Annotated in this window: 15 protein-coding genes; all 15 read left to right on the top strand. The window is 63.2% G+C overall.

The window, feature by feature from the left end; genetic code table 11:
• The first annotated feature begins 32 nt into the window (after window positions 1–32).
• The 15 genes from AB2B41_RS18230 to AB2B41_RS18160 all read left to right on the top strand — a co-directional run bounded on the left by AB2B41_RS18230 (window position 33) and on the right by AB2B41_RS18160 (window position 14,459).
• Entirely contained in the window at window positions 33–686 is a 654-nt protein-coding gene (locus AB2B41_RS18230; RefSeq protein ID WP_367879253.1) for a TetR/AcrR family transcriptional regulator, read from the top strand.
• Window positions 687–701: 15 nt separating this feature from the next.
• Window positions 702–1,748: a C4-dicarboxylate TRAP transporter substrate-binding protein gene (locus AB2B41_RS18225; protein WP_367879252.1), complete on the top strand. Its 1,047-nt coding sequence runs from the start codon at window positions 702–704 to the stop codon at window positions 1,746–1,748.
• 4 nt (window positions 1,749–1,752) lie between these two features.
• Window positions 1,753–2,286 (top strand): TRAP transporter small permease subunit, encoded by a 534-nt coding sequence (locus tag AB2B41_RS18220; RefSeq protein WP_367879251.1) that lies wholly within the window; start codon window positions 1,753–1,755, stop codon window positions 2,284–2,286.
• Window positions 2,273–3,577, top strand: coding sequence for a TRAP transporter large permease (locus tag AB2B41_RS18215; RefSeq protein ID WP_367879250.1), 1,305 nt, complete (start codon window positions 2,273–2,275; stop codon window positions 3,575–3,577). Before AB2B41_RS18220 ends, AB2B41_RS18215 begins: the two co-directional genes overlap by 14 nt.
• A gap of 16 nt (window positions 3,578–3,593) precedes the next feature.
• The gene (locus AB2B41_RS18210; protein ID WP_367879249.1) at window positions 3,594–4,370 is read left to right on the top strand and encodes a cyclase family protein; all 777 of its coding nucleotides are present in this window, start codon (window positions 3,594–3,596) and stop codon (window positions 4,368–4,370) included.
• 3 nt (window positions 4,371–4,373) lie between these two features.
• Complete coding sequence (gene kce, locus AB2B41_RS18205; RefSeq protein ID WP_367879248.1) at window positions 4,374–5,300, top strand: 3,5-dioxohexanoate:acetyl-CoA acetone transferase; 927 nt, start codon at window positions 4,374–4,376, stop codon at window positions 5,298–5,300.
• Window positions 5,300–5,797 (top strand): OsmC-related (seleno)protein, encoded by a 498-nt coding sequence (locus AB2B41_RS18200; RefSeq protein ID WP_367879247.1) that lies wholly within the window; start codon window positions 5,300–5,302, stop codon window positions 5,795–5,797. Before kce ends, AB2B41_RS18200 begins: the two co-directional genes overlap by 1 nt.
• A gap of 74 nt (window positions 5,798–5,871) precedes the next feature.
• Window positions 5,872–7,680: a phosphogluconate dehydratase gene (edd, locus tag AB2B41_RS18195; RefSeq protein ID WP_367879246.1), complete on the top strand. Its 1,809-nt coding sequence runs from the start codon at window positions 5,872–5,874 to the stop codon at window positions 7,678–7,680.
• Between the two features lie 9 nt (window positions 7,681–7,689).
• Entirely contained in the window at window positions 7,690–8,334 is a 645-nt protein-coding gene (gene eda / locus AB2B41_RS18190) for a bifunctional 4-hydroxy-2-oxoglutarate aldolase/2-dehydro-3-deoxy-phosphogluconate aldolase (RefSeq protein ID WP_367879245.1), read from the top strand.
• Between the two features lie 142 nt (window positions 8,335–8,476).
• Window positions 8,477–9,241, top strand: coding sequence for a polysaccharide deacetylase family protein (locus AB2B41_RS18185; RefSeq protein ID WP_367879244.1), 765 nt, complete (start codon window positions 8,477–8,479; stop codon window positions 9,239–9,241).
• Window position 9,242: 1 nt separating this feature from the next.
• A complete protein-coding gene (locus tag AB2B41_RS18180; protein WP_367879243.1) occupies window positions 9,243–10,100 on the top strand; it encodes a GNAT family N-acetyltransferase in 858 nt (285 codons plus the stop codon).
• Window positions 10,101–10,203: 103 nt separating this feature from the next.
• Complete coding sequence (locus AB2B41_RS18175) at window positions 10,204–11,328, top strand: ABC transporter permease (RefSeq protein WP_367879315.1); 1,125 nt, start codon at window positions 10,204–10,206, stop codon at window positions 11,326–11,328.
• Window positions 11,328–12,122 (top strand): ABC transporter ATP-binding protein, encoded by a 795-nt coding sequence (locus AB2B41_RS18170; RefSeq protein ID WP_367879242.1) that lies wholly within the window; start codon window positions 11,328–11,330, stop codon window positions 12,120–12,122. The genes AB2B41_RS18175 and AB2B41_RS18170 overlap by 1 nt, the downstream gene beginning before the upstream one ends.
• Window positions 12,122–13,837 carry an MCE family protein gene (locus AB2B41_RS18165; protein WP_367879241.1) on the top strand — a complete coding sequence of 572 codons (1,716 nt, stop codon included), beginning with the start codon at window positions 12,122–12,124 and terminating at the stop codon, window positions 13,835–13,837. The genes AB2B41_RS18170 and AB2B41_RS18165 overlap by 1 nt, the downstream gene beginning before the upstream one ends.
• A gap of 1 nt (window position 13,838) precedes the next feature.
• Entirely contained in the window at window positions 13,839–14,459 is a 621-nt protein-coding gene (locus AB2B41_RS18160; protein WP_367879240.1) for an ABC-type transport auxiliary lipoprotein family protein, read from the top strand.
• The last annotated feature ends 167 nt before the right edge of the window (window positions 14,460–14,626 follow it).

Raw genomic sequence — 14,626 nt, 5'->3', positions numbered from 1 at the left:
ACTGATCGGTTAGTCAGGATATCTTTTGCTTCATGGGAGATGCCGCCACAGCACGCGATGCAAGCAAGCAGGACACCAGCGACCGGATCGTTCTGGCCGCTGAAGTGGAGTTTGCCGAGCGCGGTTTCGAAGGCGCCGGGATGAAGGCGATCTCGCAGCGCGCCGATGTCAGCCAGGCGCTGCTGCACTATCACTTCGGCAGCAAGGATCACCTATATGCCGAGGTCGTTCGGCGTCGGTCCAAGCTGATCAACGAGGCGCGGCTTGACCTGCTGGCAAAGGTCGACCTTGGGGGGAAGGAGGCCATCGGGGGCATTCTCGACGCGCTTTTCCGGCCGCCGCTGGGGCCGCTTGGCGGGGATCAATCCTACACCCGTATCTTCGGCGGGCTGATCGTTGGCCGGGAGAGGGATCGCGCGCTGGTAAGGGAATATTATGATCCGACCGCGCAGAAATTCGTCGAAGCCTTGCAGGCGGCCCTGCCGGGTAGCAGCCGCAAGACGGCGGCCCATGCCTATACCCTCGCCCTCGGTGCGCTGGTTGCGGTGATCAGCCGTGACGGGCGGGTCGAACGGCTGATGGGGCAGCAGGAATTGCGGGGGATCGACGAGGTGCTGGCCGGACTGATCACCTTTGCCGAGGGCGGGATCAGGGCGCTGGCGGCGTCGGAAAAATCAGAGAACTGAAAATGGGAGGAAAACATGAAACGTAAATTCAGAGCACTGCTTCTTGCCGGGGTGGCGGCCTTGCCGGTCAGCGCGGCGGCGGAGACCTTCAACGCGACCATCGCGGCGGGCCATCCGCCAGTCTTTCGCTGGGTGAAGATGCTGGACGAGGTATTCGTTCCGGCAGTCAACGCCAAGCTGGAAGGCACGGAGCACAGCGTGAACTTCACCGGCCAGTACGGCGGCGCGATTGCCAAGGTGGGCGAGGAACTGGAAGCGGTCGAGGCCGGGCTGGCCGAATTGGGAACCTGCCAGGCGCTGTTCGATCCGGCCAAGATGGCCCCGCAGAACGTGACCTATTACACGCCGTTCGTCAGCGATGACGTGGGCAAGGTGGGTGAGTTGATGCACCGCCTGCAGATCGAGAATGAGACGATGCAGGCGAGCTATGAGAACAATGGCGTGGTCTATGTGGGTGCCCCGATCACTATCGACGACTACCTGCTGATGACCAATTTCCCGGTGGCGTCGCTGGCGGACCTTGAGGGGCGCAAGATTGGCGCACCGGGGGCGGCGCTGAACTGGCTTCAGGGAACGGGGGCAGTTGGCGTCTCTGGCAACCTGACCACCTATTACAACGAGATCAAGACCGGCGTCTTCGACGGCGTGATCGTCTTCGCCTCGGCGGCGCTGCCGGGCAAGCTTTTCGAGGTCGCACCCTACATCACCCGCGCGGGCCTTGGCGCGCAATATGCGGGCTCCATCTGTGCCAACAAGGACTGGTGGGAGAGCCTCCCAGCCGAGGTGCAGACGGCTATGACCGAGGCGGCGTCGGAGACGGGCGCGTGGTACACCGCGAACCTCGAAGCCGCCGTTGAGGGCGCGTTCAAGGCGATGGGCGATGCCGGGGCCACGATCACCGACGCGCCGCAGGACATGCGCGAGGCCTGGGCCGCCGGCATGGACAATGCCGCCAAGGAATGGGCGGCGGGTATCCCGGGCGGTGCGGACGTGCTGTCGACCTACATGGAAGAGATGCGCGCCGCAGGGGCTACGCCGCTGCGCGACTGGGACAAAGAGTAACCTCTTGAACCTCAACGCGAGAAACGATCCGGCGCCCCTCAGGGCGCTGGATACCTGCACGCAGGTTGCCAATGTCATCGGCTCCTTGCTGATCGTTGGTCTTGTGCTGCTGATCGGCGCGGACGTGCTGGGCCGCAATCTTTTTGCGGCACCCATTTCGGGCGTGCCTGAGATGGTCAAGCTGTCCATCGTGGCCATCGTTTTCCTGCAGGCACCGCAGGCGCTGAAGGCGGGCCGCATGACGCGCTCGGATGCGCTGATCGACCGGATCAATGCGCGGTTCCCGGCATTGGGCGGCGCGATGGAGACGCTGTTCGATGTGCTGGCGATGATTGTGGTCGGCGCGATCTTCTACGCGACATGGCCGATCTTCACCAAGTCGTGGACGCGGGGCGATTTCGTCGGCGCGGCGGGTGATTTCACGGCACCCACCTGGCCTGTGAAGCTAATGATCCTGATCGGCGCGGCACTGCTGCTGCTGCAATTCCTCGCCCGCATCGCGCGGCGCTATATGCGGAGGGCGCATGACCCCCTTTGAGATCGGATTGATGGCGCTGGGCGGCATGGGGCTGTCGGTGATGCTGGGCATGTATGTGCCCATCGCGCTGATCCTGATGTCTTTCGTCGGTGTCTGGGCGATCAAGGGCTCGCCCGTGCTGGCGGCCAAGATGCTGGGGCTGGCCGCGAACGATGCGATTGCCAGCTATTTCTTTGGCGTGGTGCCGCTCTTTGTCCTGATGGGGTTTCTTGTCTCGGAAAGTGGCGTGGGGCGGGATGCATTTGACGTTGCCAATGCGATGTTCCGCAAGATCAAGGGCGGGCTTGGCGTAGGCACCGTTGCCGCGAACGCGATCTTTGCGGCGGTGACGGGTATCTCCATCGCCTCTGCCGCCGTCTTTACCAAGATCGCCGTGCCCGAGATGCGCCGGCACGGGTATACGGCCCGGTTTTCCGTGGGGGTTGTGGCGGGTTCCTCGGTGCTCGGGATGCTGATCCCACCGTCGCTTTTGCTGATCCTCTACGGTCTGCTGACAGAGCAGAGCATCGGCGACCTCTTCGTCGCGGGGATCGGGCCGGGCATCCTGCTGTCGGTGTTTTTTGCCATTGGCGTGGTGCTTATGGCGAGCTTTGCGCCACGCTTCACCGGCGAGAGCCTCAGTTCCGGGGCAGAGACGCTGAGCGGGCGGGAAATCCTGTCCAAGTCGATTCCCTTGACCGCCCTGATCGTCGTCGTCCTTGGCGGCATCTACGCCGGGTTCTTCACTCCGGTCGAGGCGGGCGCGGTGGGTGCCATCGGGGCGCTCGTCATCGGCTTGCTGAAGCGCAGTCTTGACCTGCCCGCGCTTTGGCGGGTGCTGGTGGAGACGGGCCTCGTAACCGCTGCCGTCTGTTTCCTGATCATCGCAGCACAGATGTATTCGCGGATGCTGGCATTTTCTGGCGTACCCAATGCCTTTGGCGAGATGGCCGCCACCGCCGACCTGGGGCTGATCGGATTGATCGTGCTCTATTGTCTCGTGGTGATCCTGATGGGGATGATCCTCGACAGCTCTTCGATCATGCTGATCCTCGTGCCGCTGATGCTGCCGATCCTTGTGCCGATGGGCGTGGACCTGATCTGGTTCGGGATCATAACTGTCGTGGCCATCGAGATCGGGCTGCTGACACCTCCCTTCGGCATATCCGTCTACGTGATCAAATCGACGCTGAATGACGACAGCGTCAGCCTGTCCGACATCTTCATCGGGGCAGCGCCATTCGCGCTGATGATGCTTCTGTGCCTCGCGTTGATCATCGCCTTTCCGCCCATCGCCACCGGGCTTCTATAAAAACAGGGAGAATCCCATGCCGCGCCGTTTCATCGACCTTTCCGTACCGCTGGAAGCGGGCATCGCGTCGGACCCGGAAATCATGCTGCCGCAGATCGAGTACTTCAGCCACAAGGATACCGCTGAACAGATGGCGGGATTCTTTCCGGGCATGACGCCGGACCAGTTACCGGGTGGGGACGGCTGGGCGGTGGAGACGCTGACGGTGTCGACACATAACGGCACGCATCTGGATGCGCCCTATCACCACCATTCCACGATGAACGGGGGCGAGCGGGCGATCACCATCGACGAGGTGCCGCTGGAGTGGTGTTTCAATCCGGGTGTGAAGCTGGATTTCCGGCATTTCGATGACGGGTACATCGTGACGCCCGACGACGTCGACGCGGAACTGGAACGGATCGGGCATACCTTGCAGCCGCTGGACATTGTGGTGGTCAATACCTCGGCGGGCGACCGCTATGGCCAGCCCGATTTCCTGATGAAGGGTTGCGGCATGGGGCGCGATGCGACGCTGCATTTGCTGGAGCAGGGCGTGCGGGTGACGGGGACGGACGCGTGGAGTTGGGACGCGCCCTTTCCGCTGACCGCGCAGCGCTTTGCCAAGGAGGGCGATCCGAGCATCATCTGGGAGGGGCACCGGGCCAGCATGGACATCGGCTATTGTCATATCGAGAAGCTGACGAACCTCGACCAGCTGCCGCCGACCGGTTGGACGATGTCCTGCTTCCCGTTTAAGATCAAAGCCGCCTCGGCCGGGTTCATCCGGGCCGTGGCGATCATGGAGGATTGAGCCATGCCAAAGACCATCATCACCTGCGCGATCACCGGGGCAATCCATACGCCCACCATGTCCGACGCGTTGCCGATCAATTCGGAGATGATCGCTGAACAGGCCATCGACGCGGCGAAGGCGGGTGCGGCGATCCTGCATCTGCACGCGCGTAATCCGGTGAACGGCGCGCCCTCCATCGATCCGGCGCATTTCATGGAATTCCTGCCGCGCATCAAAGCGGAGACGGACGCCATCGTGAACATCTCGACAGGCGGGAGCCTGAGTACGGGGATCGAGGACCGGATGGCGCCCGCCGTCGCCGCGTCGCCCGAGATGTGTTCGCTCAACATGGGCTCGCTCAATTTCGCGATGCACCCGCTGGCGGATCGCTACAAGGAATGGAAATACGACTGGGAAGAGGCCTATGTGCGCGGCTCGGTCGGCAATATCTTTCGCAATACTTTCGATGACATTGGTAAGGTGGCAAAGACGCTGGGTGGCGACCATCAGGTGAAGTTCGAGCATGAATGCTATGACGTCGGTCATATCTACAACCTGAAATTTTGCGTCGATCAGGGGATGTTCAAGGCACCGATCTTTCTGCAGTTCGTCATGGGCATCCTAGGCGGGATCACCGCGAATATCGACAACCTCGTCTTCATGAAACAGACCGCCGACCGACTGTTCGGTACGGATTACCAATGGTCCGTGATCGGTGCGGGCGCGCAGCAGATGAAGCTGGGCGCGGTTGCGGCGCAGATGGGCGGGCATGTGCGTGTCGGTCTGGAGGATTCGCTTTTCATCGAGCGGGGGGTGTTGGCCGCGTCCAACGCACAGCAGGTGGAGAAGATGCGCGGCATTCTGGAGACGCAGGGCAATGTTGTTGTCACCCCTGCCGAAGCACGTGAGATGCTGGGGCTGAAAGGCGCGGACAGGGTGGCCTTCTGATGGGCATTGAGCAACCGAAAGACCCGCTTGAGGTCGTCTTTACCTGCACCGGGCAGGCGATGGGCAAAATGCGCAACGATCTGGATGTGAAGATGACGCAGCCGATGCTGGAGGAATTCACTTTGGCGACGGACGAGGGGCCTTTCCACGGTGGCGATGCCTCGGCCCCGCCGCCGCTTGCGCTGTTCGTGGGCGGGTTGACCGGGTGCATCATGACGCAGCTCAGGGCCTTCGCGAAGCGGATGAATGTGCAGATCGACGATCTGGCAGTCGACTGCAAGGTGACGTGGCAGTGGACACCCGAGGGGCGCATTTACGAGACCGCGCCGAAGGGGTTCGAGATCGACGTGCGGCTTGAAAGCCCTAATTCCATGGAAGAACAGCTTGCGCTGATCGCTGCGGCGAAAAAGGGGTGTTTTATCGAACAGACCCTGGGGCAGGCGAACACGATCCGGCACCGATTGAAGACGTCGGAGGGGTACGTCAACGCCGATTAGCTCTGGGTCACCGGTTGCAAAGTGGCGGGCTGGATTGTAGAAAAGAATTGTTAGCGCTAACAAGTGGGGAAATCATGGCCGTTCACTCCAAGCTCCAACATGTCACTGACCGGATTATCGAGCGCAGCGAAGGGCCGCGCGCGGCGTACCTTTCGCGGATGCGTGCGGCCACAAACAAAGGACCTTCTCGCGCACATCTATCATGCAGCGGGCAGGCCCATGCCTATGCGGGCGCGGGGCCGGACCAGCAGAAGCTCGCGACGGAATCGAACGGAAACCTGGGGATCGTCACGGCCTACAACGACATGCTTTCGGCGCATCAGCCGTTCGAGCGGTTCCCGCAGATACTGCGCGAGGCGGCGCGGAGCGTGGGCGGCACGGCACAGGTCGCAGGCGGTGTGCCCGCGATGTGTGACGGGGTCACGCAGGGCGAGGCGGGGATGGAGCTGAGCCTCTTCTCCCGCGACGTCATCGCCATGGCGGCTGGCGTGGCACTGAGCCACAACGTCTTTGACGCGGCGGTTTTCCTCGGGGTCTGCGACAAGATCGTGCCGGGGCTGGTGATCGGCGCGCAAACCTTTGGACATCTGCCTGCGGTTTTCGTGCCTGCGGGACCGATGACCAGTGGCCTTGCCAATGATGAAAAGGCCAAGGTGCGCCAGCAATTCGCGGCGGGCGAGGTGGGCCGGGACAAGCTGATGGCGGCCGAGATGGCCGCCTACCACGGGCCGGGCACCTGCACGTTCTACGGCACGGCAAACACCAACCAGATGCTGATGGAATTCATGGGGCTGCACCTGCCAGGGTCGAGCTTTGTAACCCCCAATACGGATATCCGTGACGCGCTGACGGCGGAATGTGCGCGCCGCGCGCTGTCGCTTTCGGCGCTTGGGAACAATTACACGCCGGTCTGCGATATCCTGGACGAGAAAGCCTTTGTGAACGGAATGGTCGGGCTGATGGCGACGGGCGGCTCGACGAACCTGCTGATCCATCTGGTCGCCATGGCGCGGGCCGGTGGCATCGTGCTGACGCCGGACGATTTTTCGGACATATCGGACCTCGTGCCGCTGCTCGCACGGGTCTATCCGAACGGGCTGGCGGACGTGAACCATTTCCACGCGGCGGGGGGCTTGGGTTTCCTGATCGGGGAGCTGCTGGGCGGCGGGTTGCTGCATCCGGACACAAAGACGGTCGCGGGCGAGGGGTTGGAGCACTACACGCAGGAGCCCGTCCTCAAAGGCGGTGAATTGACCTGGCGGCCGGGCACGAAGGAGAGCCTCAATACCAAGATTGTCAGCCCCTTATCGGAGCCATTCCAGAAAACGGGTGGTCTGAAACGGCTCAAGGGATCGCTCGGTACGGGGGTGATCAAGGTCTCGGCGGTCGCACCGGAGTACCACGTGATCGAAGCACCCGCGCGGGTGTTCCATGATCAGGATGAAGTGAAGGCTGCGTTCAAGGCGGGCGAGTTCACCGGCGACGTGATCGTCGTCGTGCGCTTTCAGGGGCCCAAGGCAAACGGTATGCCCGAGCTGCATAGTCTCACGCCGATGCTCGCCAATCTGCAGGCCAAGGGGCACAAGGTGGCGCTGGTCACCGACGGGCGCATGTCGGGGGCCTCGGGCAAGGTGCCGGCGGCGATCCACGTCTGCCCCGAGGCATTGGATGGCGGGCCGATTGCTTACGTGCGCGACGGTGACATGCTGCGGCTGGACGCCACGACCGGGACGCTGGACATCCTGAGCGAAGGCGTGATGGAGCGTGACCCAGCGACGGCGGACCTGACGGAGAGTCACTACGGGACGGGCCGCGATCTCTTTGCGCCGTTTCGCGCTGCGGTGGGCGCCGCCGAGGATGGCGCGGCCGTATTCGGCTGGTAGGGGGCTGAAATGAGCAAGACGATGCGTTCTGACGAAACCCGCAAGCTGTGCAAGCTGGCACCGATCGTCCCGGTGCTGGTGGTGCATGACGTTGCCCATGCCCGACCGCTGGCCGAGGCACTGGTGAAGGGCGGTCTGCCGGTGCTGGAAGTGACCCTGCGGACCGACGCCGCACTAGACGTGATTGCCGAGATGGCCAAGGTCGAGGGCGGGCACGTGGGTGCGGGTACCCTCGTGACGCCCGAGGATGTGCAGGCGGCGAAAGCCGCAGGCGCGACCTTTGGTGTCTCTCCCGGTTCTACCGACGCTTTGCTTGAGGCGGCGGAGGCGGCGGGTCTACCGATGCTGCCGGGTGCGGCAACGGCGTCGGAGGCGATGCGCCTGCTGGCACGCGGATACGACGTGCTGAAGTTCTTCCCGGCGGAAGCGGCAGGGGGTGTCGCCGCGCTCAAAGGGATCGGCGGGCCATTACCGCAGATCAGCTTTTGTCCCACGGGTGGGATTAACCCGAAGAACGCAGAGACTTATCTGTCGCTATCGAACGTGATCTGTGCGGGTGGCAGTTGGGTTGCGCCGGACGATCTGGTGAAAGCGGGCAAGTGGGACGAGATCGAGGCTCTTGCCTACGAGGCGGCGAAGCTGCGGCGCGGCTGACCTGCATCTCATTGATTTCCATCAAGGGATCGCCTCGGACTCCATGTCAGAAACAGCCGGGGGATGATGGTCTTTGACGGTTTCGCCCCCCGTTTTGCTGTTGTAACCATAGCCAAGGCAGGAAACCCAAGGAGCGTGACGCGTGGCCACGTGGCAGGAACTGGAAGCGGAGCTTGATCTGTGGCGCGCGGCGGGCGAGCGGCCCACGTTCTGGTGGCGCGATGACGATACCGAGGCCCCGACCGAGGCGCTTGACCGGCTGATCGCGCTCAGTGCGAAATACGACGCGCCGCTGCATCTGGCTGTTATTCCTGCCGACATCGACCCCGGCCTTGCCGACCGCCTGCGGGCCGCCCCCCATGTCTGGGCGATGCAGCACGGATTTGCGCACAAGAACCACGCGCCCAAGGGCGCGCGTGCCTCGGAAGTGGGTCAGCACCGCGATCTTGGCGCGCAAGAGCGTGACCTCAAGGAAGGGCGGCGGCGGATGGAGAAGGCAGGCTTGCCCAACATGCTGCCGATCATGGTGCCGCCCTGGAACCGGATCGGTGAGAAAGTGGTGCCGCATCTGCCCTCCTGGGGATTTTCGGTCCTGTCTGGGTTCGAGCGTCGGCCAAGCTCCGAACCGCACCCCGGTTTGCAACTGTTCAATGGCCATATCGAGCCGCTGCGCTGGCGGCCCGACGCAATTTTCGCGGGCGAGGAGAAGACGCTGGCACAATGCGTAGGCCACCTGCGCGAGCGGCGCACGGGCGTGGCGGAAAAGGACGAGCCGACGGGGCTGGTGACACACCACCTGCAGACGCCCGAAGAGGTCTGGGCGTTCTGCGACGCGTTCTGCGAGAGGCTGGCGCAAGATGACCGCGCCGAATGGATCGCCCTGAAACCCCTGATCAAGGCTGCCTGAGATGGTCGATATTGCCTACGCCGGTCCCGAAGAGCGCGAGGAAATCGCGCAGTTCATGAACGAGGTCTTTCACAAGGCCAAGTGGGACATCGACGGCTGGCGCGCGCTGTTGGCCGGGCGCTGGTGCGGACCAGACGGACGCTATGCGATCTCGGTCCGTGATGATGGCAAGCTGGTGGGCGTTCTGGGGCTGGTCTATGCGGACCGGATGACCAGTGGCGGGCTACGAACGACCGCCGACATGACGTCGTGGTACATCCTCAAGGATTACCGGGGGCAGGGGATCGGGCAGCGGATGCTTGCTTTGGCGACCTCCGATCCGGCGGTGACGGTGACGAATTTCTCTTCCGCCAAGGCGGCGGTGAGCGTGCTGGTGAACGCGGGTCTGACCGTGCTCGACAAGGAGCGGCTGGTCTGGCACCCGCGCCTTACCTCATCCGGGCTGCTGGTTTATGACGATCCGCTGTCCCTGGGTGACAGGCTGCCCGCGAAGGACCGCAAGATCATCGCGGATCATCAGGGGCTGAAGCTGCGGCATGTGGCGGTGGAGACGCCGGACGGGCCGGTGGCGATGGTGCTCTATCCGCAGAAAAAGCACGGTGACTGGATCACGCATGAGATCATGTATCTCGGGAACCAGCCGCTATTTGCGCGCTACGCCCCCCAGATCGCCGGGGCTGTCCTTCCCGAACGGGATGCGATCCTCTCGCTCGATCGCCGCTTTGCCGCCGATGGCATCGTCCCGGACGAGGTGCGCCCCTTTGCGACGCCGCGCTATTGCCAGCCGGGCCTTTTGCACCCGTCGGAGATCGACATGCTTTATTCCGAATGCGTTCTTCTCAACATCAAGATTCACTGATGAAAAGCGCGCAGGTCCCCCGGTTCATCTGGAGCGCGGACGGGCTTTGTTCTAGGCTTTTCGTCAGACAGGAAAACGGAGGCTGCTGTCCCACGTGAACGCGGTGCGCGACCCCAAAACCAGCAAGGTCGACCTGAGGGTCGAGGACGGGCGTTTCCTGTTGGCCGGGGAGCTGCATATCGAAGGCGTCGGCGGCATCGACCGCAAGAAGGCGGCGCAGCTGGCCGCGGATATCAGCGTCATTGATATTGAGGCTCTGACCCAGATGGACACTGCCGGGGCGTGGTTTCTGGTGGAAATGCAGGGCATCGCGGAGGCCAAGGGCAGAGACGTAGCGATTGAGGGGGCTAACGACGCGCAGGCGCAGCTGATCGAGACGGTGCGCAAGAACATGCCGCCCGACGAGAAACCGCCGCGCGAGCACAAGAATTTCATCGACCGGCTGGAAGACTACGGTCAGATGGTGGCGCGGGGCGGCAAGACGGCGCTTGAGCTGATCTCGTTCCTTGGACAGGTCATCGCGACCATCGGCCGGATCATCATCCATCCCCGCCAGTTACGCCTGACGTCGATGGTGCATCACTGCCAGGAGATCGGGATCAACGCGATTCCGATTGTCTCGCTCATGGCCTTTCTGATTGGCGTTGTGCTGGCTTTTCAGGGGTCGGCACAGCTGCGCCAGTTCGGGGCCGAGGTCTTTGTCGTGGACCTGATCGCCATCTCGATCCTGCGCGAGCTGGGCATCCTGTTGACCGCGATCATCGTCGCGGGCCGGTCCGGGTCGGCCTTTACCGCCGCCATCGGCTCGATGAAAATGCGCGAGGAAATCGACGCGATGCGTACGCTTGGCCTCGACCCGGTCACGATTCTCGTGGTGCCCCGCGTGCTCGCGCTGATCCTGATGCTGCCGGCACTTGGCTTTATCGCGAACCTTTCCGGGCTGATCGGCGGTGCGCTGATGTCATGGATCGAACTGGGGGTCTCACCCGCGGTGTTTCAGTCGCGGCTGGTGGCCAACACCGATGTCTGGCACTTCGTCGTCGGCATGGTGAAGGCCCCGTTTTTTGCCCTAATCATCGGCATCATCGGCTGTTACGAGGGTATGAAGGTGGGCGGTGACGCGGAATCGCTTGGGCGCCTCACGTCAGCCTCTGTGGTGCTCGCGATTTTCATGGTTATTGTGGTGGACGCGCTGTTCTCAATCTTTTTCGCGATCGTGGGAGTGTGATGGAAGACGCCGGGGACGATCATATCATCCGGGTGCGGGGGCTGGTGACACGGTTCGGAACGCATACGGTGCACGACGGGCTCGACCTTGATGTGAGACGGGGCGAGATATTGGGCGTTGTTGGCGGATCGGGCACCGGAAAGTCGGTGTTGTTGCGGGCTATCGTTGGTCTGTTGAAGCCGGATGCGGGGCGGATCGAGGTATTCGGCCAAAGCGTGCGCGACACGCCGGAGGATGAATACCGGCAATTGCGTCGCCGCTGGGGCGTGATGTTTCAGGATGGTGCGCTGTTCTCGTCCCTCACCGTGCGCCAGAACGTCGAGGCGCCGATGCGCGAGCAACTCAATCTCGACGACGAGCTGCGCAAGACGCTGGCGGGTATCAAGGTGCGCATGGTGGGCCTGCCGGAGAACGCGATGATGAAGTTTCCGTCGGAGCTGTCCGGTGGCATGCGCAAGCGCGCGGGATTTGCCCGTGCCATCGCACTTGATCCCGAGATTGTCTTTCTGGATGAGCCGACGGCGGGTCTCGACCCCATCGGGGCGGCGGCCTTCGATATCCTGATCAAGCAGTTGCAGGCGGCGCTAGGGCTGACGGTGTTTTTCGTCACCCACGATCTGGACAGCCTGCATGCGAATTGTGACCGCGTGGCGGTTCTGGCAGACAAGAAAGTGCTGGCGGTGGGGACCATGAAGGACATGCTGGAGGTAGATCATCCCTGGGTGCGGGAATACTTCCACGGTCCGCGCGCACGGGCAGCGATCGAGTCGACCCAGCCGAAAGGAGCCGCCTGATGGAGACGCGGGCGAATTACATCCTGATCGGGGTTTTCACCCTTCTGGCGATCCTTGGAACGCTGGCCTTTTTCATCTGGATCGCCAGCGTCCAGATCACGCGGCAATATGCGACCTACGGAATTCTCTTCGAGGATGTCTCGGGTCTCGATCCGTCGGGAGATGTGCTGTTCAACGGGATATCCGTGGGCAAGGTCATCGGGCTGAGCATCTACGAGGATGATCCGTCGAAGGTCTTCACAACGATCGAGATCGACGCAACGACGCCCGTGCGGTCCAATACGGTGGCGCAATTGCAATCCCAGGGCGTTACGGGCGTTGCCTATATCTCCCTTTCCGGCGGCGCGCCGGGGGCGGCACCGTTGACGGCGGAGGACGGCGGGTTGCCGATCATCCCGTCACGGCGGTCAACCGTTCAGACGCTGGTCGAGGATGCGCCGGATCTCTTGGAACAGGCCAGCGAACTGCTGGAGCAGTTCCAGGTGCTGACGGGCCCCGAGAACCAGGACTACGTCCGCAACATCCTGCGCAATCTCGACGCCTCTTCCGACCGGCTCGATGAGGCGCTGACCGATTTTTCCGAGATCACGGGCACGGTGAGCGAGGCGACGGCCCAGATCACGCAGTTTACCAACCGGCTCGATGCCATAGGCGAAACGGTGACGACGACGCTCGAGAACGCGGATGCCGCGCTGATTTCGGCCCAGTCGGCCTTTGAGGCGGCGGAGGGTGTGCTGGCTACCTCGACCGAGGCGGTGGACAGCGCCAAGGCAGCCTTCGTACAGGCCGAGCAGATGATGCGCGAGGACCTTCCCGGTATCCTGGCAGAGGTGCGCGAGGTGGTTGCCCGCACCGATCAGGCGATTGCCGATCTGCAGACGCGGACGGGCGATACCATCGACAGTTTCGCCGATACTGCCGCCTTGCTGAACGGGCGGTTGTCTGAACTCGAGGCGACGCTCGAGAATGCCAATACCGCGTTCCTTGCGGTGACCGATGCGTCAGACAGCTTTGACGCGCTTGTGGATGGGGACGGCACGCTGCTGGTGGCGGAGGCGCGCGAGGTCGTTGCGGATACCAAGAACGCTATTGCGACCATCGAACGGGTGGTGCTCGACGATCTGGAGACGACGGTGGCCGATATCCGGCAAGCCATCGCCTCGGGCTCGGCGGCGGTCGAGCGGGTGGCCGACGATCTGACGGGGCTGACCGGGCAATTTCAGCCGCTGGCGGATGACGCCAAGCAGGCGCTGACCTCGGCCAGCGATCTCTTCGAACGGACGCAGAGCACGCTCGACGCTTTGGATACCACGCTGGCAGGCGCGGACGGCGCGATCGTGGCGGCCGAAGGGGCCTTCGACGCGGCGACGGGCGTGATGAAGACGGATCTGCAACCGTTGCTTGACGACATCCGGACCGCCTCCGACCGGATCAGCATCGCGGTCGAGGACGTGACCCGGGACGTGCCCGCCATCGCCGGGGAATTGCGCGCGCTCATCGAACGGGCGGATACCTTGGTGGCGCAGATCCAGCGTACGGTCTCGACCAGCGCGCCGGGTATCCGCGACTTCACCAACACCGGCCTGCCGGAGCTGACGCGCTTTGGCGCCGAGGCGCGCAACCTTGTCAATTCGCTGAACTCTCTTGTAAGGCGGATCGAGCGTGACCCGGCGCGTTTCCTGCTGAACGACCGCGTGCCCGATTATCGGAGATGACATGACGCAGACGATCAAACTGACCCGCAGACTGGCGCTTCTTGGTGCCGCATCGGCGCTTGGGGGGTGCAGCGCGGTGGCGGCGCTGAATTCTGCCGCACAGCCCCTGGACACCTACGATCTTGCACCTGCGGCAGGGGCCGCGGGCGGGCGGCGGTCCAGCCGGACGCTGCTGGTAGCGCTGCCCGAGGCATCGGCGGCGATTGCGACGGACCGGATCATGGTCAAGCCAGATGCGGCTTCGATCACCTATCTGCCCGATGCGCGCTGGAGCGACGAGTTGCCGGCGGTCTTCCAGTCGCTTCTGGTGCGCAGCATTTCGGGCACCGGGCGTCTGGGCTACGTCGGGCGCAGCGAGGGCGGTCCGATTGCCAATACGGCGCTGTTGGTCCGCATGGATGCCTTCGAGGTCCAGGTGCGCGGTGCGGGGGGCTTCGAAGCTGTGGTGGACCTGGCGCTGACACTGCTCGATGACCGCAGCCAGCGGGTGATCGCCACAAGGGCCTTTGCACGAACGGCTCCCGTGGCTGACGATACACCGACAGCCATCGTCGGCGGGTTCCAGTCGATCCTCGATGTCGTGCTGCCGGAGATGGCGGATTGGGTCGTGGCCCGCTCCTGAAACTATTCTCATCGCCTAGCTGCCTTCGCAGTGACCAGACGGGAGGGACGAAGCCCCGGATCAGGCCCGGGGATTTAGGCGTGGTTTCGTCCCTAGAGCGGTTCCAGCTTTCGTTGAATCAAAGGGGATTCCCATGAGGTGTGTTTTCTGATTCATCCTGTTCAGGA

Origin of the sequence: Sulfitobacter sediminis (assembly GCF_040811725.1) — a bacterium.
In the GTDB taxonomy this organism is placed as follows: Bacteria; Pseudomonadota; Alphaproteobacteria; order Rhodobacterales; family Rhodobacteraceae; genus Sulfitobacter; species Sulfitobacter sediminis.
The sequence above is the reverse complement of the archived record's forward strand: the minus strand, read 5'-3'. Positions and strand labels throughout refer to the sequence as shown.

Excerpts from the sequence above, each read along its gene's own strand:
- AB2B41_RS18180 (WP_367879243.1), top strand. The coding sequence starts at position 9,243 with ATGGTCGATATTGCCTACGCCGGTCCCGAAGAGCGCGAGGAAATCGCG.
- edd (WP_367879246.1), top strand. The coding sequence starts at position 5,872 with ATGGCCGTTCACTCCAAGCTCCAACATGTCACTGACCGGATTATCGAG.
- AB2B41_RS18230 (WP_367879253.1), top strand. The coding sequence starts at position 33 with ATGGGAGATGCCGCCACAGCACGCGATGCAAGCAAGCAGGACACCAGC.
- AB2B41_RS18170 (WP_367879242.1), top strand. The coding sequence starts at position 11,328 with ATGGAAGACGCCGGGGACGATCATATCATCCGGGTGCGGGGGCTGGTG.
- AB2B41_RS18165 (WP_367879241.1), top strand. The coding sequence starts at position 12,122 with ATGGAGACGCGGGCGAATTACATCCTGATCGGGGTTTTCACCCTTCTG.
- AB2B41_RS18160 (WP_367879240.1), top strand. The coding sequence starts at position 13,839 with ATGACGCAGACGATCAAACTGACCCGCAGACTGGCGCTTCTTGGTGCC.
- AB2B41_RS18210 (WP_367879249.1), top strand. The coding sequence starts at position 3,594 with ATGCCGCGCCGTTTCATCGACCTTTCCGTACCGCTGGAAGCGGGCATC.
- AB2B41_RS18225 (WP_367879252.1), top strand. The coding sequence starts at position 702 with ATGAAACGTAAATTCAGAGCACTGCTTCTTGCCGGGGTGGCGGCCTTG.
- AB2B41_RS18200 (WP_367879247.1), top strand. The coding sequence starts at position 5,300 with ATGGGCATTGAGCAACCGAAAGACCCGCTTGAGGTCGTCTTTACCTGC.
- kce (WP_367879248.1), top strand. The coding sequence starts at position 4,374 with ATGCCAAAGACCATCATCACCTGCGCGATCACCGGGGCAATCCATACG.
- AB2B41_RS18215 (WP_367879250.1), top strand. The coding sequence starts at position 2,273 with ATGACCCCCTTTGAGATCGGATTGATGGCGCTGGGCGGCATGGGGCTG.
- eda (WP_367879245.1), top strand. The coding sequence starts at position 7,690 with ATGAGCAAGACGATGCGTTCTGACGAAACCCGCAAGCTGTGCAAGCTG.